Source organism: Neolewinella persica DSM 23188 (assembly GCF_000373105.1).
Lineage (GTDB): Bacteria > Bacteroidota > Bacteroidia > Chitinophagales > Saprospiraceae > Neolewinella > Neolewinella persica.
Genome location: NZ_KB890433.1, coordinates 28,204 through 51,912 on the forward strand (window position 1 = coordinate 28,204; position 23,709 = coordinate 51,912).

General features: G+C 51.3%; 18 protein-coding genes and 1 tRNA gene. 11 read left to right on the forward strand and 8 right to left on the reverse strand.

Translation table 11 applies throughout. The features are described from left to right. Positions 1 to 54: 54 nt before the first annotated feature. On the reverse strand, positions 55 to 1,683 hold the full coding sequence (locus B036_RS0113560) for a S41 family peptidase (protein ID WP_020569266.1): 1,629 nt from the start codon (positions 1,681 to 1,683) through the stop codon (positions 55 to 57). Positions 1,684 to 1,794: 111 nt separating this feature from the next. Next, entirely contained in the window at positions 1,795 to 3,051 is a 1,257-nt protein-coding gene (manA, locus tag B036_RS29300; protein ID WP_052333958.1) for a mannose-6-phosphate isomerase, class I, read from the reverse strand. A 196-nt stretch (positions 3,052 to 3,247) separates the two neighbouring features. Between manA and metK the strand changes: the two genes are divergently transcribed. The 4 genes from metK to B036_RS34560 all read left to right on the forward strand — a co-directional run bounded on the left by metK (position 3,248) and on the right by B036_RS34560 (position 6,314). Further along, positions 3,248 to 4,504: a methionine adenosyltransferase gene (metK, locus tag B036_RS0113570; RefSeq protein ID WP_020569268.1), complete on the forward strand. Its 1,257-nt coding sequence runs from the start codon at positions 3,248 to 3,250 to the stop codon at positions 4,502 to 4,504. 216 nt (positions 4,505 to 4,720) lie between these two features. Beyond that, a complete protein-coding gene (locus tag B036_RS32090) occupies positions 4,721 to 5,806 on the forward strand; it encodes a hypothetical protein (protein WP_020569269.1) in 1,086 nt (361 codons plus the stop codon). 232 nt (positions 5,807 to 6,038) lie between these two features. Beyond that, a tRNA-Arg gene (locus B036_RS0113580) sits at positions 6,039 to 6,110 on the forward strand. Continuing rightward, positions 6,087 to 6,314, forward strand: coding sequence for a phage integrase SAM-like domain-containing protein (locus tag B036_RS34560; protein ID WP_169435063.1), 228 nt, complete (start codon positions 6,087 to 6,089; stop codon positions 6,312 to 6,314). Before B036_RS0113580 ends, B036_RS34560 begins: the two co-directional genes overlap by 24 nt. Positions 6,315 to 6,625: 311 nt before the next feature. Here the strand turns inward: B036_RS34560 and B036_RS0113595 are convergent, their stop codons facing one another. After that, on the reverse strand, positions 6,626 to 7,300 hold the full coding sequence (locus B036_RS0113595; protein WP_157472155.1) for a hypothetical protein: 675 nt from the start codon (positions 7,298 to 7,300) through the stop codon (positions 6,626 to 6,628). Positions 7,301 to 7,780: 480 nt separating this feature from the next. Here B036_RS0113595 and B036_RS0113600 point away from each other — a divergent pair, with 480 nt between their 5' ends. Continuing rightward, complete coding sequence (locus B036_RS0113600) at positions 7,781 to 8,170, forward strand: 2TM domain-containing protein (RefSeq protein ID WP_020569271.1); 390 nt, start codon at positions 7,781 to 7,783, stop codon at positions 8,168 to 8,170. A 16-nt stretch (positions 8,171 to 8,186) separates the two neighbouring features. Here the strand turns inward: B036_RS0113600 and B036_RS0113605 are convergent, their stop codons facing one another. The 4 genes from B036_RS0113605 to B036_RS32095 all read right to left on the reverse strand — a co-directional run bounded on the left by B036_RS0113605 (position 8,187) and on the right by B036_RS32095 (position 12,457). After that, the gene (locus tag B036_RS0113605) at positions 8,187 to 8,804 is read right to left on the reverse strand and encodes a class I SAM-dependent methyltransferase (RefSeq protein ID WP_020569272.1); all 618 of its coding nucleotides are present in this window, start codon (positions 8,802 to 8,804) and stop codon (positions 8,187 to 8,189) included. A 278-nt stretch (positions 8,805 to 9,082) separates the two neighbouring features. Beyond that, positions 9,083 to 10,156, reverse strand: coding sequence for a ligand-binding sensor domain-containing protein (locus tag B036_RS29310; protein WP_020569273.1), 1,074 nt, complete (start codon positions 10,154 to 10,156; stop codon positions 9,083 to 9,085). Between the two features lie 574 nt (positions 10,157 to 10,730). Continuing rightward, complete coding sequence (locus tag B036_RS0113615; protein WP_020569274.1) at positions 10,731 to 11,429, reverse strand: LytR/AlgR family response regulator transcription factor; 699 nt, start codon at positions 11,427 to 11,429, stop codon at positions 10,731 to 10,733. Then, on the reverse strand, positions 11,426 to 12,457 hold the full coding sequence (locus B036_RS32095; RefSeq protein WP_026231969.1) for a sensor histidine kinase: 1,032 nt from the start codon (positions 12,455 to 12,457) through the stop codon (positions 11,426 to 11,428). Before B036_RS32095 ends, B036_RS0113615 begins: the two co-directional genes overlap by 4 nt. A 366-nt stretch (positions 12,458 to 12,823) precedes the next feature. On the opposite strand from B036_RS32095, the gene B036_RS32100 reads away from it, so the two are divergent. From B036_RS32100 to B036_RS0113645, 5 genes are all read left to right on the forward strand, one after another. Further along, the gene (locus B036_RS32100) at positions 12,824 to 14,275 is read left to right on the forward strand and encodes a S41 family peptidase (RefSeq protein WP_020569276.1); all 1,452 of its coding nucleotides are present in this window, start codon (positions 12,824 to 12,826) and stop codon (positions 14,273 to 14,275) included. A gap of 171 nt (positions 14,276 to 14,446) precedes the next feature. Continuing rightward, positions 14,447 to 15,382 (forward strand): glycerophosphodiester phosphodiesterase family protein, encoded by a 936-nt coding sequence (locus B036_RS29325; RefSeq protein WP_083926205.1) that lies wholly within the window; start codon positions 14,447 to 14,449, stop codon positions 15,380 to 15,382. A gap of 75 nt (positions 15,383 to 15,457) precedes the next feature. Then, complete coding sequence (locus tag B036_RS32105; RefSeq protein WP_157472156.1) at positions 15,458 to 17,761, forward strand: glycoside hydrolase family 113; 2,304 nt, start codon at positions 15,458 to 15,460, stop codon at positions 17,759 to 17,761. A 157-nt stretch (positions 17,762 to 17,918) separates the two neighbouring features. Next, positions 17,919 to 19,661 (forward strand): PQQ-dependent sugar dehydrogenase, encoded by a 1,743-nt coding sequence (locus tag B036_RS32940; RefSeq protein ID WP_071596778.1) that lies wholly within the window; start codon positions 17,919 to 17,921, stop codon positions 19,659 to 19,661. A gap of 324 nt (positions 19,662 to 19,985) precedes the next feature. Beyond that, the gene (locus tag B036_RS0113645; RefSeq protein ID WP_020569280.1) at positions 19,986 to 21,179 is read left to right on the forward strand and encodes a hypothetical protein; all 1,194 of its coding nucleotides are present in this window, start codon (positions 19,986 to 19,988) and stop codon (positions 21,177 to 21,179) included. A gap of 270 nt (positions 21,180 to 21,449) precedes the next feature. Here B036_RS0113645 and B036_RS0113650 read toward each other — a convergent pair whose 3' ends face one another. Then, positions 21,450 to 22,055, reverse strand: a complete 606-nt coding sequence (locus B036_RS0113650) for a hypothetical protein (RefSeq protein WP_020569281.1) — start codon at positions 22,053 to 22,055, stop codon at positions 21,450 to 21,452. Between the two features lie 160 nt (positions 22,056 to 22,215). On the opposite strand from B036_RS0113650, the gene bioA reads away from it, so the two are divergent. Then, the gene (gene bioA, locus B036_RS0113655; protein ID WP_026231970.1) at positions 22,216 to 23,505 is read left to right on the forward strand and encodes an adenosylmethionine--8-amino-7-oxononanoate transaminase; all 1,290 of its coding nucleotides are present in this window, start codon (positions 22,216 to 22,218) and stop codon (positions 23,503 to 23,505) included. The last annotated feature ends 204 nt before the right edge of the window (positions 23,506 to 23,709 follow it).

Genomic DNA, 23,709 nt, shown 5'->3' on the forward strand with positions numbered 1-23,709 from the left:
ACCGAGAAAAGGAGCGCAGTGAGGTTTCATCTACCGAAGGCGCGAAGCGCCAGTCTATTTTCTTGCAGCCGCCATCGGATCCGCCGCCTGCATCAGACGAAGTACTTCGAGTACGATGGGATCCTCTTCATTAATCACCTGAAAAAAGGCAGAGTTGTCGAACAACTGGCGCGCTAAGCGCGCGCGGAAGAACAGGGCCAACTCCGGGCGTAGCCGGGCAGGAAGTTGGCCGAGACCATCTTCGTAGACTTCCAACGTCCGACGAGTCAACTCTGGTAAGATATCGTCGAGGTTAACCTCGAAGTTTGTAAGGTAATCCTTGATCGTCTGGTAATTCTTCACTTCGGGATGTTGCCGGATGTAAGTGAACAGGTAGGCCGGGATTTGTTGCCGCAGCCGGAGGAAAGTCTGGTTGTTCAGGGACGTATCAATCGGAACGAAATAATCGGGGGTAATGCCGCCTCCGCCAAAAACGGCGTGACCGCTGTTGGTGTAATAAACGTTGGCGCTGTCCTGAACCGCCTCGGTGCCGCCGGTCAGTTCTCCACTGTTGTACCGCCGGCCAAGGTCATTACGGTAGGCATCTTCGCCATCCTCGTAAGAGCGCTGGATACTCCGACCTGAAGGGGTGTAGTACCTGGCCACCGTCAGGCGAAGGGCGGAGCCATCGCTGAGTGGATATTGTTCCTGAACGAGCCCCTTACCAAAGCTGCGACGACCAACAACAATGCCCCGGTCACGATCCTGTACCGCTCCCGCTACGATTTCACTGGCACTGGCGGAACCTTCGTCGATCAATACGGCAACGTTTTGGATGTTGTAAAAGGCCCGGCCGTTGGTTTTATACTCGACGCGGCGGGAATTCCGACCTTCGGTATAGACCAGCAACTGTCCTTTTTGCGGGAAAAGCTGACTGAGAATTTTGGTGGCTTGCTGGAGGTAGCCTCCGGGGTTGTCCCGCAGGTCAATCACCAGGTTTCTGGTACCACCTTTCTCCATATTGACCTCCAGTGCCTTTACGAACTCATCATAAGTGGTGGCACTGAAGCGATTGATCTTTACGTAGGAGGTGTTTTCATTCAGGTTATAAGCGGCGTCTACGCTGAAAACCGGGATCGGTGCCCGCGTGATGGTGAAGCCAATGGTTTCTTTTTCACCGGGCCGACGCACAGTGATGTTTACATCCGAATCGCTGGCACCGCGCATCAGGCTGGCGGGGTCAATTCCGAATTTTTCAACGCCGGTAACGACACTGTCCTCGACCATGATGACCTGGTCGCCGGGCTGCACACCAGCATTCGCACTTGGGCCTCCTGATAAGGCGGAGACGACGGTAATGGTGTCGTCAACAACCAAAAATTCGATACCGATGCCTTCGAAGTTACCTTCCATTGACTCGGTCAGAGCCAGCAGTTCATCCGCAGGGATATAACTGCTGTGGGGGTCAAGTTCGTTGAGGACGGCACGGATGGCTACTTCGTGCAAGTTTTCGCTGTCGGCATCGTCGACGTAGCGGGCCTCAATGAAGCGCAATAACTCTTCCACCCGGCCGCCGGACGTCGATTCGGTGCCGCTCATGATGAGCGGGGCATTGCTTTGCAGGCGGAAGCCGATGAACAGGCCGATGGCCAGGGTCGCAGCAAAAAGCAGAGGGGTCCAGATGTTGGGAGTTGTTTTGGCCATGGTGTTGAGGTTAAGACAAAGGTAAACACCCTGAGATTATGCTGGTGAGAATATGGGAACTACGCCCGAAGGCGCTAGGTTCATAATGGAGGCTACAAAAAAAATATTATATCATCGGTCAGAAATATGGTGTCCGCCTACGGATCCGGTTAATGTGGAGGCATCGCGAACGCCGATACCTGCACGGTAAACAACGGTCCCTTTTTCGTAAGCAAGGAAATTTATTATTTGTCCGGCCGGTATAAATGCCGCCCGCCTGCGTTTCGTCAAGGTGATGGAAGGGCTGACCAATTTCCCCTCAAGCAAGAACAGGATCAGCGGCCCTCCTTCAGTGGTGTCAATTTCAAGGTCTTCACCGATGCGTAAGGCTGCCCGGTAAAGGGCGAAATCCGGAGATGGGGTGGGGTATCGCTCCCAGTTGTCGGTGCTAATGTTCGGGAGTAAAAGAGCGGGTTTCACCGGACGGGTAACGGTGTGGGCCAGCAGCTCTTCCACATCAATATACTTGGGTGTCAGGCCGCCTCTAAGGACATTGTCGCTGTTGGCCATCACTTCGAGGCAAACACCTTCCAGGTAAGCATGAGGGATGCCGGCATCCTGGAAAATGGCTTCTCCGGGATGGAGGTGTACGATGTTCATCCACCAAATGCTGAAAATTCCCCGGTCGTGGTATTTGCCTTTGCTGTACTTCTCAATCGCACGATGCGTCCAGTATGCCAAGCCTTCTTTACCGTCTTCGGATTTAGGGCCCAGGCTGTCGACCGCCCCCTGCGCCAACTCGTTAACAGTTTGCTGATCGGCGGACATAACGTGTTCGTAAAGACCGGCAACGCCTTGCTTTCTGAGGATAGGAATCAGGACATCCCAGCCGGGAATGACGCGCAGCAGACGTTGTATGTCTTTTTTAGATTTAAACCCATGGAGAAGGTAGAAATCGGTCAGGGCAACGCCCAGTTCGGGCTTGTGATTGTCGTCCCGGTAATTGCGGTTAGGGGCCATGCGGTCAATTCCAGCAGCTTCCTCCCGGGCAAACCCCGTTTCTGCGGCGGCTTTGGTGGGATGAACCTGAATGGATAACATTTCCCGTACATCAAGCACCTTAAAAAGAAACGGAAGCTGGTTGTTGAACCGTTTGGCTACGTCTTCACCGAGCATCCCTTCGGGGTCGGCGGCGATGGCTTCTGCCAGGTTTAGTGGGGAGTCTATGATTTGAGCGGCTCCCTTGGGATGAGCGCCCAGCCACAATTCCGCAGTGGGCTTGCGGTCAGGATTTTGCCTGCCCAACAAACTGGCGATATAATCGTACCCTCCCCAGTCGTAATGCTGAAGAACGCCAGAAATCAGAAAGGGCTGCGGAGGAGAAGCCATAAGTGCCGTGAAAACGTTTTTGGGACCCGCAAAGATAGGGCATTTGAACGGCAGTTTCGGACGCTGCTCTTTACCTCCTTCCCTTTGCACCTGCGACCGCGCCTACTCAAAATAAGTGCTAAAGAGACTATTTGATCATTTGACTGAAAGACTACTTGCGGTTTTCCCTACCTTCGCGTCTCCAAAAGAAAACTATATGCCATATCTCTTTACTTCGGAGTCAGTTTCCGAAGGCCACCCAGATAAAGTTGCCGATCAAATCAGCGATAATCTTGTTGATCATTTCCTGGCTTTTGACCCTTCTTCCAAAGTAGCTTGCGAAACCATGGTGACGACCGGACAGGTCATCCTCGCCGGAGAAGTTAAATCGAAAACCTACCTCGATGTCCAGCAATTGGCACGAGACGTGATCGAGCGGATTGGGTACACCAAGTCGGAGTACATGTTCGAAGCCAACAGCTGCGGTGTGTTATCTGCCATTCACGAGCAAAGCCCCGATATTAACCAGGGCGTTGAGCGGGTAAAGAAAGAAGATCAGGGTGCCGGAGACCAGGGCATGATGTTCGGCTATGCCACCGATGAGACGGACAATTACATGCCCTTAGCCCTCGATTTGAGCCACCGTATCCTGCAGGAACTCGCTGCAGTCCGCAAGGCCGGTAAGCAGATGAAGTACCTGCGCCCGGACTCAAAGAGCCAGGTAACCATAGAATACGATGATAACCACCAACCCATTCGGATTGACTCGATCGTGGTTTCCACGCAGCACGATGACTTTGACAGCGACAAGAAAATGCTGGCCAAGATCAAAGAAGAAGTGATCGGACTGGTGATCCCCAAAGTGAAGAAAAGCCTGAAGAAGAATCTCCAGAAGCTTTTTACCAAAGACATCACCTACCACGTAAACCCAACCGGCAAGTTCGTGATTGGCGGACCGCACGGCGATACTGGGCTGACCGGTCGTAAGATCATCGTAGACACCTACGGTGGTAAAGGCGCCCACGGTGGTGGTGCTTTTTCGGGTAAAGACCCCAGTAAAGTGGATCGGAGTGCTGCCTACGCCACCCGCCATATTGCTAAGAACCTAGTTGCAGCTGGTGTAGCCGGCGAGATCCTGGTTCAGGTAAGTTACGCCATTGGCGTAGCGAAGCCAACCAATATTTACGTCAATACCAACGGCTCCGCCAAGGTGAAAATGACCGATGCACAGATTGCCAAGAAGGTGATGCAGATCTTCGATATGCGCCCTTACGCCATTGAAACCCGCCTGAAACTCCGTAAGCCGATCTACTCGGAAACGGCAGCTTATGGCCACATGGGACGTCCTTCTGAAAAGAAGAAGCTGACCTTTACCGACGGTTCGGGTAAAACCAAAACGATGAACGTGGAAACGTTTACCTGGGAGAAACTTGACTACGTGGATAAGGTTAAGAAGGCGTTTAAGATTAAATAAGGACGCTTCGCATCTTGTTGCAGGCAGTCGCTTGCGCTCCTTGTTGCAGTGCGCCTGCGGCGCGTTGCAGCTACCGCACCAGGCAGCTCGCTTTGTAATTTACAACCTGTAACACCTGCAACCCTTGCAACCGGAGCGAAGCGACCCTGCAACGTGAGCGAAGCGACCCTGCAACGTGAGCGCAGCGAACTCCCCGAAATAAACTATCTTGCCCACATGCAAATTTTGACGATCGTAATCGGTATCATTTTCGTGTTGTTGCTGCTTAGTTTGTTGGCGACCACGATGATGGAGTTGTTGTCTTCGGTGTTTAGCCTGCGTGGCCGTAACCTGGTGAAGGCATTGCGGAACATGTTGGCCAGTTCGGATAAGAACGAGGTGCTGGTCGATGCTTTTCAGCAAAATAGCATGTACCGTCACCTGACGCAACAGTACGGACGGGAGCAGAAAGGCTTCTCGGCTCCGAGTTACATGAGTGCGGAGACCTTTCAGAGCATCCTTCTCGATGTGATTCTGAAGGGGGAACCGATCGACAACCTGGAGGAGAAGATCAAAACACTTCCGGACGAGGATTTGAAAAATGTGTTGTCTCAGTTACTGCGTGAAAGTGGGGGGCAGCGGGATTTATTCCGGTTGGAAGTCCAGAACTGGTACAACAACGTGATGGACCGTGCGGCTGGCTGGTACAAACGTTACACCCAGAAAATATTATTGCTCATGGGGCTTGGCATTGCCGTATTGTTTAACGCCGACGTGGTGGCGCTCTACGACCGGCTGAGCAATGATCCTGAGACACTTGAGCAACTGGCGGACGCTGCTGAACGGTACGTGCAAGCGCGGGACCAGGCAGGTCCGATTAAGAATCAGGCGGGGCCGCAGGTGCAAACACCGCCCGTGGCCGTCCCTTCGGGCGGCGGACCGGCACCGGTGGATACGGCGAATATGTCGGCTGCGCCAACCACCGATGCCGCCCCGGCACCGGGCGGCGGTTATCAGCCTGCGGAGCCCGTACCGGCCACTTACCTCTATTCGGGAGAAGACGCATCGGATCAGGACTTCCGCACTTCGCTGGAGGACTTAAAGGGGCTGCTCAACAATGAGATCGCTGAAATTAAGCGTCCTCTTGGCCTTGGCTGGGAAGGGGTGTCTATGCGGGACATGGAAGCCTATGACCTGATGTCCAAGTTGCTGGGCTTTATCCTTACCGCCCTGGCCATAAGTATGGGCGCACCGTTCTGGTTTGACCTGTTGAAGAAACTGGTGAATATTCGGAGTTCGGGGTCTAGGCCGTATGAGAATTAGGCAGGTATCAAGTTGCAGGTATCAAGTTGCAGGTATCAAGTTGCAAGTATCAAGTTGCAGGTTGCAGGATAGGCCCCGTTTTTGGTGGTGGAACCTGTCACCTGCAACAACTTGTAACCTACAACTTGAAACTTGCAACCTGAACCACTTGCACACGTCAGAACCTTAGGCTACTTTTGCCCCGCTTCTGATGCAACCTATCCATCTGGTTCAGCGTTAGCGACATAAATCCGGTCTCGTAGTACAACGGATAGTATACAGGTTTCCGAAGCCTGCGATGATGGTTCGATTCCATCCGAGACCACTTCCACCCTGTATCGCGAAGAACACCGTTAAACAGTATAAGTCCCACTTAAAGCGTCTGCGCGGCTACGCCGCCATTACCCAGAAGGAAGATATTTCCTTCGACGACTTGCAACTGAACTATAACACTGACTTTAAGCAGTATATGATGGGGTCCGGTTGGGCGCCGGCCAGCATCAGCAAGCACATCCGAATTCTAAAGTAGTTCATGCGCCTGACACTGGAGCTCGGTCACCAAGAAAACACCGACTTTCAACTCAAAGCCTCCGCCGGCACCCGCGTACCGGCTAAAAAAAATCTACCTTTTACCTCAGAGTTTATGGTTGGATTAGCGGTGATTAATAGTCCAGAACTAGGTGCAACAAAAGTTGAATTCCTGATACAGAGATATTGTCCGTAGATGCCAGATACATTTATAACCAAAATAAAAAGAGTAGATACTTTGAGAATAATAACGGTAATACGATTAATACGAAACTTCAAAATTAGTAATCTGAAAATTTACAGTCGTTTCAACTATGATTGACACCAACCTACATAAAATAATCTAGATTCGTACAATTCTCTCGTCAAAGCCTTAAATTCATCATAGCTGTTATCGTCATTTTTATTCAGTATTTTTTCAAGTTGTCCTGCCCATAATTGTAATTCCTCTTTATCGTAAAATTGATCGTTGCCGTAAAAATTATAGTCGCAAATCCCACCATCGTATACTGAAAATAGTAACTCTATCTTAATTTTATTATACCAGTCGTAATTTTCACTTAACAATTCCTCAGAGAAAACTTCACCAGGAGAACCTTCACCGATTAACTTAGTAAATTCTAGCTTGTTTAAATCAAAATAGCTAGGTGAGACTATGTTTCGGTTGTCCAAGCGAAATAGAAGAGTTGGTAGTCTTTTTGCTTCATTTTCAAAATGAATCGAAGTTATTTTACTGTAGATTGGCAATTTTTCTTTAGCTATGAGATCCATAATTTCAGAACTATTCAAACTTAGAGACTCCCTATTTTCACTAAAGTGAATACACAAAGATTCATCTATCATCGCATAATTTCCGTATAGAGAGTAATATTTATCACCTTCATACTCAAGTTCCAAGTAATATACTCGTCCAACATCAATATTTGTACATTGAGTGGTATTTGTCATCGACATAGAAACTGTAAGCAAACATAATATTTTAGACAAGACCATTTTTAATATTTAAAAGCTAGTTCAAAGTTCTCAAAAAGTTAGTGTAACTCTAAAAAACTAGAGTGCTGATTTTAAATTAATTATGAATCATGAGCGAAAATATAAGCCGGCCTGTTTTTGTTGCCTACTAACCAAGCTTATATACGTATTACGTAAACAATCCTATCAGCGCAATGTGTATACCCCCACAATATACTCCCACTTCCCAACAAGCCGCCCTCCCCAAGACCGGCGGGGCAAAAAGAAAAGGTTGCTAATATAAAGTAGTCTATGCCGCCTGGACAAGCAGTCAAGTACTCTACCCATCTTCCAGCCGGATAGTCGCTGATGGTCCCGGCTTAACTCGCTGCTTTCGACCAGAACTGTTTTGGCCTCCTCAATCCAAAATCTCTACCAATCCGTCGATTGATCTTGCCAATTCGGCGACGGTGCGATACATTGAGTTTAACCCCAACCACCAATTAAGCACCAACCATGGAAGCGGAACTACGCCAACAAGCCAAGAAAAAAGTATACGCCAAATTGGCCTTTTTTCAGTGCGTAATTATCTTTTCTGTCGCCGCAGTGGTACTGCTTATGCTGAGTCTTTACCTTACCAGTGTAAGCTTTTGGTTAAGGTTACCGATCCCCGTGCTCTTCATGGTCCTGGGGGTGCTCTATGTTTCAGCTTATGGACTGCCAACGGCGGACGGGCCTTCCGATAATTGGGAGGAAGAAGAAATCGAAAAGGAAATGAATAATCTTCGCCGACGGCAGAAGGTCCAGCTCCCACCACTACAGGATTTGTCGGAATTAGATAGGTTGGAACTTAAAGAACTGGAGCGGCTTCAGGATAAGTGGGAAGTTGGAGAGGATTATGTCTAAGACACCCTAATATGCTTTAATTGGGTTTAGCTACACCCCAGTAATTGAAACTTGCAGGTTTCCAACCTGGTATGTACCTTTTTTCAAGGTTATCCATTTTGAACCCATTCTCTTCAATGATCAACTGAATATCTTTATTCAGGTTACAACCGCCCCCAAGGCGTTTCCAAAGTGGATTAATCACATTCTGCCATTTTTGAACGGCCTTGTCAGGTGCCTTTCCGTGTTCACAAAATATCAATTTCCCTTTAGTTTTTAAAACTCTTCGTACTTCTTCAAGGGCCTTACTCGTATCAGGGATGGTACAAAGTGCATAGGTAATAACAACTGAATCAAAGCTGTTGTCTTCCTCGGGAATGTTTTCGGCATATGCCTTTACGAAGTCAAAATCAAATGATAGGTTATTCGTGTCGATTACGTTTTTGTCCCACATTTCTATTGATGGATCGATGGCGGTTAGGTGCTTTACATTTTCATTGTTATAGAGAGGCAGGTTTAGTCCTGAACCAATTCCAATTTCTAAAACATTCCCGGTAGCTAATGTAATTACTTTCATTCGTTGTTGCATATTAGGACTTTGCTTACAAGCATAGTCAACTACTTTTGGAAGAATGTATTTATCGTAAATCGTCATCGGTTTTTTAGTTTCTGCTGAGATTATTCACAATGTAGTAAACTTCAGTGTTCCCTCATGGTCCAGTCACGCCATCTGGGCAGAGGATTCAAATGAAATAGGCTATTAGTCTGGCTACTCCCTGGACGCCCTGAATTTATCCAGGTTTTGGCGGGCGAAGATGTAAAGATAACCGGCCACAATGAAGGCCCGAAAGCCACCTTCACTCGCTGGAAGACCTCGCCCTTAGGGACTACGGGTAAATAACCTGTCAAATATCCCATATCGCTTATCCCATATCAGCCCTCCCGAAACCACTCAAACCCCTCCCCGTCATACTGACACACGCCTTCTACGGTTCCAAACCAGATATTCCCCGCTGTGTCTTCCGTAATTCCAAAAACCATGGAGTTTACCTGAAGAATCTGGGTGAAATTATCCTTGGTAAACGGTAGGGGGGCAGAATTGGCCGCAAATCGATAAAGCCCGGTTTTTTCACTCCCTGGAGCCATAATTACGCTGACCCAGATGTCTCCGGCGCGGTCTTCGTAAAGGTAGCCGACGAAGTCTTCCAGTAGGGTAGTGAAGGTGCTGCCGTCGTAGCGGATCAGGCCGTCGCTACCGCCGAACCAGAGTTCACCGGACTTAAGCGGCAGGATGTTCCGGACGTTACTGAATGGTTGTCCATCGGCCTTCCTGAGGGGGAGGAATGACTGACCATCAAGGTAACTTAGCCCACCAGTGGAGGCGACCCATATTTTTCCGGATTGGTCCTGTGCAATGGAATGTATTTCGTTGTCCGGCAGTCCGTCAGCACTGGTGAAGTTTTGGAACATGGTCCCATCGTAGCGGCTCACTCCACCGTGCGTGCCAAACCAAAGATTACCAGCCTTGTCCTCCATTATGCATTCCACCATATTACTCGCCAGGCCATTGTCGGTCGTGAAGTTGGTGAAGTCTGATCCGTTGTAGCGATAAACGCCGGCACCAATGGTGCCGAACCAAAGATCATCACGCTTATCTTCCAACAGGGTGAATACACGGTGACGCCGCAACCCCGCTTTATTCGTGTAGTTGGTAAAGGCTGTCCCGTCATAGCAGACAATTCCATTCCAGGTCGCCAGCCATACTTTTCCGTCCTTCGTTTGCAAAACATTTCGGGTAATTGTTGCAGGCGCAGTCTTTGTTATTAAGTCAGTATTCTCCGTGAAATACGGATCGTGATCGTGCTGGTTTTTTAAGGCCCGCCAGGGGACGGTGGCTTTTGGATCTTCTGTTTTCTTATTTGGGGCCTCCTTTTCAACCTGCGCGGTACAGCCGGTAATTCCGAAGATTAATAACAGAATGAAGAAGTGCTTGATATGTAGGAGCATGTTACTGAATTGGGAAGATGAAGCGCTAAACTAGGTACTGTAATCCCGAGCGCGGACTAAAAGTAGGTGGGGTAGACAGACATTTACATTGTTTTACAAACCAGCGGTAAATTATTGGGTGTAGGGTAATTAAAATCTTGTCTCTGTACTCTTAAAGTCGCCTCTCCCCCGGAGAGGGATGACCCAAGCATAGGTTTTTTAGGTAAAATGGAAGATATTACAGGGCCTCAAACTCAAGTAATAACTACAGTTTAAGCCAATTGATCAGATCCAGTAAGGCGGTAGCCGCAGCGTAGCTTAGTTCCCCTCTCCGGGGGAGAGGGGTTAGGGGAGAGGCGACTTAGGGCGGGCTGAAATTCAAATTTTAACCACCCTACATGGAGTGTATGTATTGGTCTGTAAGAAGTAGAAACTGACTTACCAACCTTGTCACCGACGGTAACTCCGCGCTCCTCCGCCTCTCCGCTTCTCCGCGCGAGAATGAAGGGTAAGTTTTCGCGCGGAGTAGAGGGAGAGGCGGAGAAGCGCGGAGAAAAAAGGTAATGGGTGGGGGAGCGCAAGTGCTTGCTACGACTTAATCAAACATCTTCCGCCAGACCCTTCCCCTGCTTTCCGAAACAGTAACCACCTCCCCACCTGGTAGCGTCAGCGCATACCGGCCCCGGCTCAATTTACCGATGTTTTGAACGGCCTCCAGGCGAACAATCTCCGATCGATTGATCTGGAAGAAGGTGGTGTCCAGCTTCTTTGCAAAGGCGGACAGGCTTTGGTGAATCATATCACTTCCGGCGGAGTGATACAACCTCAGGTAATGATCATAAGTACGGATTAGGTGCACGTTTTCTAGTGATAGGAATTTGCCGCCACCGTCCTTGTCTGGTAAAAAGAGCTGGTGGAGTGGGGTAGCACGCACGGATAATCGTTCGCGGACCAAAGTTAGCGTAGCCGCCAGCCGCTGTGAGCGAACGGGTTTCATCAGATAATCCAGGGCATGCACTTCAAAGGCCTTGATGGCGTATTGGTCGTAGGCGGTGACGAAAACGACCAGCGGGCAGTAATTGAGCTGGGAAAGCAACTCAAATCCGTTAGTGCCGGGCATATTGATATCGAGAAACAGGAGGTCGGGGCGCAGGGAATCGATTAGCGGGATGGCGGCCCTTGCGGTGCCGCTCTCACCTATAATGCGGCAACCGCCGATCTCCGTAAGCAGGGAGGTTAGCTCTACCCGCGCCAGCCGTTCATCATCGACGATAACGCAACTTAGGTCTGTCATTGGGCGATCGGGATTTTTAGGGTGGCAGTAGTTTGATGACGGCCGTTGGTAGAGGCTGTAAGATGAAGCAGATCGTTCGCTTCATATTGTAAGAGGAGGCGCTGACGCAGGTGCTTAAGTCCGGACCCAGAGGCAGTGGTGGGGCGATAGTCTCCATCGTTAGTTACGGTGAGGACCCAATAGTCGTTGTTCGAATTGATGCGGACGGATATAGCTCCGCCGGCTTCTAACTGGTTGATGCCGTGCTTAATGCCATTCTCTACTAAAGTATGTAGGCTCAATGGTGGGAGCCGGCAAGCTTCAGTTCCCGGCTCAATGTACCAGTTGACCTGTAACCGTTCTTCCAGCCGCATCTGTTCCAACGCAACGTATTCCTGGGTGATATGTATTTCCTCGCAAAGGGGGACCACCTCCCGCTCACTTTGCCGGAGGGAATATCGAAGTAACTCCGCCAGCCGATCAATGGCCTGACGGGAACGGGCGGTATCCTCCCGGGTCAATGCCTTAATACCGTTGAGGGCATTGAATAGGAAATGCGGATTCAGCTCTGCGTTCAACTTGGCCAACTGGGCCTCGACGGCCAACTTAGCGCCGCGCGCAGCGGCGGCCTCGGCCCGGGCCGACTGGCGGGCAAAATGATACCCATGAAAGCCAAGTAACCAGATGGCATGGTACCGTAATCCGCCGGCCATCGCACCGAAGAAGATGTCCCAGTTGTAAACCCCATCATACCGTAGGTGAAAAACGAAGTATCCCATAAGTTGATATTGACCGACCAGCAGGAACCAGGCTACCAGAACTACGGGGACCAGCTGCTTGGCAGACAACCGAACCCAACCGAACCGATGGGCAAGTCGGCGATAACCATCAGTAACGATGATTTGTGAAATCACTTGCCCGATAAGGAACAATACCGGTATCAGGTAAGAACCATTAACCGGCTGCTCAAAGTGCAGCCAATACGGAATCAATGACCCCCAGCCGAGGAATTGACACCACCAATAGAGGGAGGATTTAGTGTTCAGCATTTAGTACGCAGTGATTAGGGTTTAGGATACAGCTGTCAGGATTCAGCGATCATTAATTAGTAATCATTCCAACAGCGGCAACTCTGTGCTTCCTCAGTGCCTCCCTTCGTGCTAACCTCAGTGAGAACAGTTAGCTGCGGAGCAGCCCAGAATGCTCTGCTCTTACCCCAAAGCTAAAGGCCAAATCACAAACTCCACCCAACTAATCCCTGAATCCTGAACACTGACGGCTAAAAACTGAAACCTGACCACTGAAACCTTTACCCTGCTTCCTGGATCCTCCCCTTGCACCCGCGTTCGCGCCCCCAAAACCCGCACTCACGAAAAATCCAGGTTTTACGCAAAATCTCCCGGCATCTTAGGCCCATGAAAGCAAATAACACGATATTTATTTATTTACTCATCCAGCTTTTTCTCAATAATTATTTATTCGCTCAGTCCTGGGCGGAACTTAACCCTGAACCAGACGGGGTTGCCATGAAGAGCTGGAAAATGATGCGTATTCCTACCTCTTCCGGACCGGTTAAGCTCCCCTCCGGAGCCAATGCCATGTACTTTACCGGACCTTATTCTGCCTATAATAGTGGGGCGATCTATCAAACAGTAGCCTTTTCTTCAAATGTCCTGCGGCGCTACCGCGCTACGGCCCTGGTGAAAACAAAAGACGCTTCAGGCAATGGGGCGAGTTTATATGCTTACGGTAAAGCACAGGATCTTAAAATCGGTAGTTCTTCCTCCGTCAGTGTATCCGGTACAGAGGATTGGACAGAAGTTTCCCTGACTTTTATTGTCGACAGCCAGATGGATTCCGTCCGTTTAGGATATTACATGGATGGGCAGGGGGAGGCCTGGTTCAAAGAGCTGAAGTGGGAGGAGTTGCCCCTGAATAATGTGGAAACTAAGGAGGAAGTCGTCCAGTATCTCGATACTTTTTTCCAGATCGTCAGCAGCAACGCCTTATACCGTGAACGGATACATTGGGAGGCGCTCCGGATGGACGCTGACCGGCTTACCGCTGGTGCGCAAGAAACCGGTGAAGTGCATGATGCGCTTTTCTACCTGCTGCAGCGCGTCAATAAACACTCCTTCCTCCAAAAGCCGCAGGCAGCCGCTGCCTGGTCGGGGGCTGGTACTGAAACCGAGGAGCCGCAGCTGGTTGATTACCCGGTTGGTCGTAAGATCGACGAACGAATCAGCTATGTAACCGTACCTCATTTAGGCAGTGGTCACCAACCCACTCTGGTCTATTATGCCGACACGCTGCAAGCACTTATTGCCAGCCTGGACAGCCGGAAAACCACGGGTTGGATCGTTGACTTGCGCGGTAATACCGGCGGAAATTGCTGGCCAATGCTTGCAGGTGTCGGGCCGATATTGGGCAACGGAATTTGTGGTTACTTTATGGAACCTGACGGATCAAACGCCGTACAGTGGGCCTATGAAAAGGGTAGTAGTTTTCATGGTGATGCGCCAAGAGTAAAAGTAACCGGTAAACCCTATCAAATTAAACAAAAAACAGCCAGGATAGCCGTATTGACCGACGCCCAAACTATGAGCTCCGGAGAAGTTACTACCCTGGCTTTCCGCGGCCGGCCCAATACCCGCAGTTTCGGTCAACCAACTGGTGGCTATTCAACCACCAATGCCAATTTTTACCTCCCGGATGGCGCGATGGTCCTCCTTACCGTTTCGGTTTACGGTGACCGGGACAAAAATCCTTACGGCGGCAGAATTACACCGGATGAAGTGGTGGAACCTAAGGAGGGAGAGGACGCTGCTTTGGCGGCGGCGATCCGGTGGTTGCGGAGTGGAAAGTAGGGGACAGGATTCAGGTCTAAGGGTACAGGATCCATCTATCAGTTTTCAGGGTACAGTACGCAGGACACCAACTGAGATTTGAATCTCAAGACATGCTCCTGAACCCTGAGTTCTGAATACTGAGTCCTGCATGCCGAGCCCTGAATCCTGAATCCTGACTACCTTTACCCCATGCCATTCCATCGTTTCCCGCTGTTGTTCGTAGTTTGTACTTGCGTCCTCGCATGTAACGCTGCTGAACCAGCCCAAACTGCGCCTGCCACGACTATGACGGAACCCACCAAACAAATAGACTGGCAGGGCCACCGCGGCTGCCGCGGCCTGATGCCCGAGAACACCATTCCTGCTTTCTTAAGGGCCTTGTCCTACCCCGGGGTTCGAACCCTGGAGCTCGACGTAGTTATCTCTGCTGACGACCGGGTGATCGTTAGCCACGAGCCCTGGATGTCTCCGGAAATTTGCCAGACAAAGGAAGGGGAGGAACTGGCCGAAGGCGAAGAAAATCGCATCAGCCTGCGCTCCCTCACGGCTGCTGAGATTGCGACCTACGACTGCGGCCAGCGGCCGCACCCCCGCTTCCCGCAACAGGCCAAACGCCCGGCAGAAAAGCCAACTTTACTGGCCGTTTTTGCTGCGGTAGATCGCTATTGCGTACAGAATAATCGCCCGTCGCCCCGCTACAACATCGAACTCAAATACGAGGAAAAGCTGGAGCCTGCATTTGTGCCGGACCGGGAAACCTTTGTCGAATTGGTCCTGAGGGATCTCTCCGCCTGGGGTAAACCGGAACTCGTTACGCTGCAGTGTTTCGACCCACCAACCCTGGTGGTTATCCGGGATAAAGCACCGGATATTCAGCTGGCTTACCTCGATGAGTTCCCTGGTGACCTAAAGGCCAAAATGGACGCCATCGGCTTTGTTCCACCCATCTACAGCCCCTACGAAATCCATACCGACGCCAAAATAATGGCTGAGGCACGGGCGTTGGACATGCAGGTTGTTCCCTGGACGGTTAATACCGTGGAGCGCATGCAAGCCATGCTCGATTTGGGGGTGGATGGCATCATCACGGACTATCCGGACCTTATTAAGTCGGTAGTTTATTAGTTTATAGTTCAGTAGTTCATAGTAAGCTACTGAACTATGAACTAAACTACCCTATTTTGCAGTAAATACCCCTTAATGAAGCTATTCAGATGCCTATTGCTACTGCTGGTATTAGCAGGCGCGGCCGCAGGTGCATGGTCCTGTTCAATGGCAATGAACGGTCATGCTGCGGAAACACCGGAGCCAAGTCGAAGGCAGGTACAACGCCAGGCCATGCGGGCTTCCGTTTGGCGGTTCGTCTATTGTCTTGATGATGAAACAAAAGGGGAAGCCCTGATTAAATTACTGCACGAGGTGGCCAATACTCAGCCCTTCGAAAAGCGCATTGAAGTTCTGAGTTGTCATGACCTGAATGCAGATACGCTTGGTACCGGACCGATCACCATTTTCGGAGATCGCCTGCCAGCCGCAACTTCCGGCTTACCGTTTACCCGGACCGGAGACGGTTGGCAATTCGACCAGCGGCTCAATTTGGGTTACGACGACGTGATGTTCCTCCCATATTACCGAAACCCCTGGAGTAAGGAAACCACCGTCACGGGCTTTTTTCTGTCCGATAACCCTGATAAGCTGGTGGAAACCTTTCGCCGGGAGTTTGATGGTGAATGGAACCGGATGTTCCGGCCTAATTGGGCCTATGAACTCCACCGTGCCAACGGTGATAGGGTCTACGGAAATTTTGCCGATACCAGTTGGGCGTTCGACGCTACCGAGGAGGTCACGCTGGAGTCGCCCGACGTACCCATATACGACCAGGGAGGCCTGAAGATTTTCGCCTACGACGGCGCCGTAAGAAACGAGGAATTGGCCTATTCTGTCGCCGGCGTTGCCGGCGTCAGGCAACTGTTCGATTCTCTGACCGGTGTCACTACAGATTGGTACCCCGAAGTTAGGCTGTACCCAACCCTGGAGCGCATCGGTCTTCGGAAGGGCAACATGAACCCCGTACAGTACGATGCCGCCGATGAAGTGCTGCATATCGTACCATGCTTTCTCGACGAAGCGGAGATTCTGGCGTCCTTCACCACCTGGCAGCCGTTTTTAGAACACTATATTGGAGGGGAGTTTCCCGGGCACAACCTGAAATACCTTACGGCAATTCTGCAGGCACATTCCATCTCTGAATCAAAGGACCCATTCGACCGGGCCATGGATAATGCACTCCGCGTATGGGAGTCTGGCTTGCTGAAGGGTACTTCCGATTTAGATCGGGAACGTCCATCCGATTTCATAAATGAAAGCGTGGCCAGGGTATGGGCCAGAGGGGTGGACGCAAATAACCCCGCCAAGGTAAATTCAATTATTACCAATTTACGGAAAGCAGAAGTTCCTGACCGGGAATTCGGAGTTTACAATGTTGCCGATTACGATCCACCAAAAATCAGCCATCGGGAAATACCGGCCGTTAACCTCGGTGGGATGACTTTCGCTCATGAAGGCTACCGCGTCCACAACGGTTATGGCGGGGAGAAAATTAAGCCTTCGCTCGATAGTTTGGGCGAGCTCAACGTCAATGCGCTGGCCATTGTACCCTACACTTTCATGCGGGATCCGAAAAAGCCGACCTCCCTTTTCATCCCTTCGGATGCTGGCGGCGAAAATGATTGGGCGACCATCTGTTCTGCGCGCGAGGCCCAAAAGCGCGGTTGGTTCGTCTTGCTGAAACCACAAATCTGGATCGGCGGTGGACACTGGCCAGGCGACGTCGACTTCGCCACCGATGAAGAATGGGATACCTTCTTCGACAGCTACACCTACTGGATTATGCACTACGCCCTACTCGCCGAGCAGGAGAAAATTGGCGGTCTTTGCCTCGGTACAGAACTGGTAAAAACTACCCTGAAACACCCGGACCGCTGGCGGGAGATCATTCGCAAAGTCCGCAAAGTATACGGTGGGCAATTGACCTACGCCGCTAACTGGGGCGAAGAATTCGAAGGCTTTACCTTCTGGGAAGACCTGGATGCCATCGGCCTCAACTCTTATTACCCAATCAGCGAAAGTGATACGCCAACTGACGAAGAACTCCTCACCGGCGCCCGTCGCTGGATGAAACTTGCCGCCGAAGTAAGCAGGAAGACCGACCGTCCACTCTGGTTAACCGAAGTAGGTTATCGCTCCGTCACCAATGCCTGGAAAAACCCACACGCTGATGGCGGTGACCGCGCTGAAGATGCAGAAACCCAGGCCCGTTGCTACCGCGCCATGCTCACCGCTGGCGGCGAAACGCCTGAACTGAAGGGGATGTTCTTGTGGAAATGGCCGAGTTACCTTGGCCGCGAAGGCGGCCGGCACCAGGGAAAAGAATTCTGTATTGGCGGGAAGCCTGCTGCACGGGAGCTGGCCCAGTTTTATGGTGATTGGGGTATTGGGAAATGAAAATTGTTGGAACCACCTTCTATCACTTAGAACTATGCCCCGAGAGATCTCGGACCATAAACATCAATGGGATCGGGAAGCCCAAAACTTTGTTATTTTTAAAACCTGAACATTTAAGCCCTACGTACTATTTAAACCAATAACCAACCTACTGACTATGCGCACACTAACTACTCTTCTTGTCCTGTTCTTTGCCTTGCACGGCATCGACGCTCAACCAGATCTCCGCTTCGTGGAGCCAGTCTCCGGGTTCTCCAGCCCCGTAGACATCACTGGTGCCGGAGACGGCAGCGAACGCCTCTTCATTGTTGAACAGGATGGCACCATTAAAATCTACGACCAGAGTACCAATACTACGTTGGCCACCGACTTTCTCGACATCACCGATCGAGTACGGTTTGGAGGAGAGCGAGGTTTACTAGGATTGGCTTTTCACCCAGAATTTGCCACCAACGGCCATTTCTACGTCAACTACACTACGATCGCCCGTAACGGCCTGGTGAACGGTACGACGGTGATTGCCCGTTTCACCGCAGCAATCGGGGCAAATACCGTAGACCCCAATACAGAAGAGGTGGTACTCTCCATCAACCAGGTTGCCTCAAACCACAATGCCGGTGACCTCGCCTTCGGGCCAGATGGTTATCTCTATATTCCAACCGGAGACGGCGGCGGCGGCGGAGACCCGGATCAGACGGGGCAGGACCCCATGGCACTTCTTGGTAAAATGCTGCGAATTGATGTAGACAACCCCGTAATCGGCGGCACTAACTACGGCATTCCTGCCGATAATCCCTTTGTGGGAAACGCTGGTGTCCGGGACGAAATCTGGGCACTTGGTCTCCGTAACCCCTGGCGTATTTCATTTGACCGGCAAACGGGAGACCTTTGGATTGCTGACGTTGGTCAGGGACAGCGCGAAGAGGTGAACTTCGAAGCCGCTGGCAGTGCCGGAGGCATGAATTTTGGCTGGGATTGCCGCGAAGGGCTACTGGACTATCCCGCCGGAACTTCTGGCAGCCCTGGCACCAGCTCTCCAAACTGTGTTGAAGGCACTACCTACGATGAACCGGTTTTTGATTATCCGCGTAGCAGTTCCATAGGCGGTTTCTCGATCACCGGCGGCTTCCTGTACCGCGGTAGTGCCGACGATTTGGTCGGTTATTACATCTGTGCCGACTTTGCCTCCTCTAACTTTTTTCTATATCCTCCGGGTGGTGGCACCCTACTTGTCGATGGATCTTCCCCTGCTTTTAGTCCATCAACCTTCGGAGAAGATGATAACGGAGAATTGTATGTCTTTAGCTACGGCGGAACTTTCTATCGGGTAACCACCTTGCGCTCCATGCCAGTAGAACTTACTGCGTGGACGGCCGAAGTGCAAGATAAAGTGGTCGTGCTTTCCTGGCAAACGGGTGCCGAAGTAGGTGCCGCAGATTACGTCATCGAACGCAGTAGCAACGGTGTTGATTTTTCCACTTTAGCGACTGTTATAGCTGCCGGTACGACTTCTGAGGCTACTGATTACACGTATACCGACGTCGAACCGTTGGGTGGTCGTTCCTACTACCGCTTGCGGCAGCGCGACCTCGACGGTGCGGAGGAACTGTTTCCTGTACGTAGCGTGATTTTCCGCTCCGGATCGGCTGCTGCGCCAACCATCACCCCGAATCCTACACAGCGTGATCTTAGTATCACCATTCCTGAATTGCAGGAGAATGGCCCGGTCAATGTGCAGATTTTTGCTACCGATGGCCGCAGGGTCTTTGAACACGTGCGCCTGGATGAAGCCGGTCGGCACCAGTACGATTACATTTTACCGGAGCTTCCGGCGGGTGTTTACCGGGTGGTTGTCCGCTTCGACGGTGAAGCGTTTCAGCAGAATTTAGTAATTCGTTAAGAGACTTTTTTCGGGATGGAAGGTCATCTGAAGCCTTCTTGATCTTCAGGGCGCGGCCGCAGGTGCAAAGAAAGGAACAACGGAAGCAAGGTGAGCGCTCGGCTAAAGTCGGGGCGCTGCCTCCAAAACCTCCTTTTGCACCTGCGGCCGCGCCCTGATTTTTTTGAATTTAAAGCGTTTTTAATAACCGCTTAGTGTACATATTTCCTTAACAAACCTTAATTCCCCTTAACCCCGCCATAAGCAACCCACAAGGGGTAAATGCCGTGTTTTACAGTATACAAAAGGAGGTCATTTTGCCTCCGGAACGTAAAGCATTGTATTATGAAACGTCTGACCCACACCCCCGCTTTTTTCGTTATTGCCATGTTCTTTATGGTACTCACTTCCTGTACCTCCGTAGAAACGCTGGTAGAAAGTGGGAACTACGAAGAAACGATCCGCCTGGCCCAAAAGCGCCTTACGGGCAAGCAAAAGAAAAACCCCAAATTTGTCCTTGCGCTGGAGACGGCCTTCAATAGAATAACGGAGGCCGATATGGACCGTGCCCGCCGTAAAGCCAATAGCGGTAATCCTGACTGGGCCAGTATTCAGTCCATTTACAAAAAGATTCAGCGTCGTCAGGATGCACTTAGTCCTTTGCTTCCTTTGGTCGATAAACGCGGTTACCAGGCCGAGTTTCGTTTTGCCCGCGTAGATGGACTGATCGCCGACGCTGGCGAGAACGCCGCCGCCCAAATCTATCAGGAGGGTGTTAATCTGCTGGCGCTAGCGCGCCAGGGAGAAAGATCCGCTGGCCGAAGTGCCTTCGCCGCCTTTGATCGGGTGGGTAATTACCGCGCGAATTACCGTGATGCAAACAGCCTGATGGCCGAAGCCCGTGAACTTGGCAAGGTGTATGTGGCCGTGGAGATGGTCAACCGTAGCGGCGGTTTCCTCCCCGCTGGTTTTGAAAGAGAGCTCCTTCGCCCGGGTGTGCGTAACCTCGACGACAACTGGCGCTTCTATGACTTCACGCCCGTTCCCGGTAAGACCTACGATTACAACGCCCGGATCCTCATCGATGCCATCGACGTCAGCCCCGAACGCATCAGCCAGCGTAATTACATCGACGAAAAAGAAATCACGGACGGTACGGAGTATGTCCTCGATATCAACGGCAACGTAGCTAAGGACACGCTGGGTAACGATATAACCCGTCCACGCCAGATCCTGGTCCGGGCCAACGTGATCGAAATCCTGCAAACCAAAACGGCCGTCGTCTCCGGTAGCCTCGTGCTTTACGATAACCGGGAACGCCGGGTAGTGGACGAAGAGCGACTGACCGCCGAAGCCCGCTTCGAAAACTACGCCAGTACCTTCCTTGGTGATCGCCGGGCCCTCAGCTCCAACACCCGCAGGAACCTCGGTACGCGCCCCGTTGGCTTTCCTTCCGATGAAGCGCTTATTCTTGATGCCGCCGATGTGTTGAAGCCGCAGCTGCAGGAACGGCTGGCTTATAGTTCAAGGGTGATTTAGGTTGCAGGTTGCAGGTTACAGGTTACAGGTTGCAGGTTACAGGTTGCAAGTTGCAGGTTGCAAGTTCAAATAATAGGCGGGAACCCTGTAACCTGTAGGGCAACCATAAGCTCGCTTCGACAAGCTCAGCGACCGATAGAACAGGTCGTTCGACCGTCAATAATTCGCCTCAGGCGAATTATTGACGGTTATTACCAAAGATTGGATTGTTGGTTGAGCCTGTCGAAACCACTTCCAGGGCTTCTTGCGGTTGCCCTGCTTGCAACCTGATTACTGAATCCTAAAAACTCCCCAAACCCCCGTCCGCACCGGCGCCGGCGAACTTCCTCCGTGCCACGGTCCGACGGATAATTGACGGTTGGCACTTTCAAAATCGGTGAAAGAGACCTCGGTGGTTTTACCATTGTGAAGTAAGGTGTAGTGGGCGGTGGTTGCTTCCAGGTGGTAGTTGACCAGCACTGTGTCACCAACGGCTGCATTTACGACCCCATCAAAACGATGTCCTCCTGAAAGGTCGTTTACGTAAGCACAAACTTCGAACCGTTGATCGGATTTCATCCGAAAACCGACCAGCGCAGAAAGGTGATTTTTAGGCCAGGTAGAGGCGCGGAACCAGGCAAAGTAGCTGACACCGGCTGCCTTCAACCAGTCATTCGCTTCGCGTCCCAGAACTTTGGGATCATACCAATCTTCAGGCTTAATGGTGAAGCCAAATTGGTAACCCGATGCCTTGCGTTGCTGCGCTAATGGATGGCCATCGTTGTAATCTTTATCGCCGGCTTCGCATTCATGGTAGGTCCAGTTGTCTCCGGTCTGGGCTTGCACCGGTGTTTGTAGGAGCGTTATTAAGAGGAATAGAAATAAGGGATACTTCATAGCGGCAAATTACCGGTTTTGTCCCTATCTGAATAATCTCTTAATCTAACTTTTTAATGCCTTAATGGTTATTCACCCCATTCTACTTAATGTAGATGCTTAATGCCCTTAGTGTCTTAGTGGTTATTCACCATCTTTGCCCCAACCAATCCCTTAAGCCATTACCTCAGCTCAACTAGCCTTTGACCGCCAACACCTGTGGCACCCCTATACTTCCCTGGTCAATCCGTTGCCGGTATACCCCGTTGCATCTGCTTCAGGCTGTACCATTACCCTGGCCGACGGACGAACGCTGATCGATGGAATGGCCTCCTGGTGGGCAGCTATTCATGGTTACAATGTTCCTGAGCTGAACGCAGCCGCCCAGGCACAGCTCAAACAAATGAGCCACGTCATGTTCGGAGGGTTTACCCACGAGCCAGCTGTTGAACTTGGGAAACGATTGGTGGATCTCACGCCAGCAGGACTTAACCGGGTCTTTCTGGCCGACAGCGGTTCCGTAAGCGTGGAAGTAGCCATGAAGATGGCCGTACAGTATCAGTACGCCAGGGGAGAGCGGGGGAGAGGTAAATTCCTTACTTTTCGGGGAGGCTACCACGGCGATACTACGGCGCCAATGTCGGTATGTGATCCGGAGACGGGCATGCATTCGCTATTTGGCGGGTTCTTGCCCCGGCATCACTTTATCCGTAAACCTCCTCCGGGTTTTGTGGCGGAAGTGGACTCCGGCTACGTGGCGGAACTGGCTGCCTTCTTTGCCGCACACGCACATGAAGCTGCAGCATTTATCTGTGAGCCCGTAGTTCAGGGAGCGGGGGGCATGTACTTCTATAACCCGGGCTACCTCAACGTGGTCGCTGAACTATGCCAACGGCACAGCCTCTTGCTGATCTATGACGAGATCGCCACCGGCTTCGGCCGAACGGGGACCATGTTTGCCGCCGAACATGCGGGCTTTACGCCCGATATCCTCTGTATTGGTAAAGCACTAACCGGAGGATACCTGACCCTCGCAGCTACGCTTTGTACCGACGAGGTGGCCGATACCATTGGCCGCAGCGAGGTCTCCGTGCTGATGCACGGGCCTACGTTTATGGGCAATCCATTAGCCTGCGCGGTGGCAGTGGCCAGTATTGATTTATTGCTGCAATCTGCATGGAAAGCCACCATCGGACGGCTCTCCGAAAACCTTTCCCTGCACCTGCGCGCCGCCGCCCAAATTCCGACCGTAAAGGACGTGCGGGTTTTGGGAGGAATCGGCGTAATCGAGACCCGCCAACCGGTAAATGTGGCTAAAATACAGGCTTTTTTCGTTGCTCAAGGCGTTTGGGTCCGACCATTCGGAACCCGCGTTTACGTGATGCCTCCGTACGTGATGACGGATGCGGAGATAAAGAAAGTCTGCACAGCTATGGTGGCTGCAGTAGCACAAAATGAGCACTTTCAGTAAACGTATTCCGCCGTCCGACAAATCCTTTTGGCCTGGCGAAGCCGGAGAAAAGTTTGTCTGACGGCTATGAAAATTACTCCGCGTTTTTCCTCTTCTCCTTTCCTTCGCGCGAGAATTGTTCGGTGTTTTCTCGCGGAGAGAAAGAGTAGAGGAGCTGGGCGAAGGCAAAGGGAATATGGGACTCTTTGGCCTCCTTAACCTTAG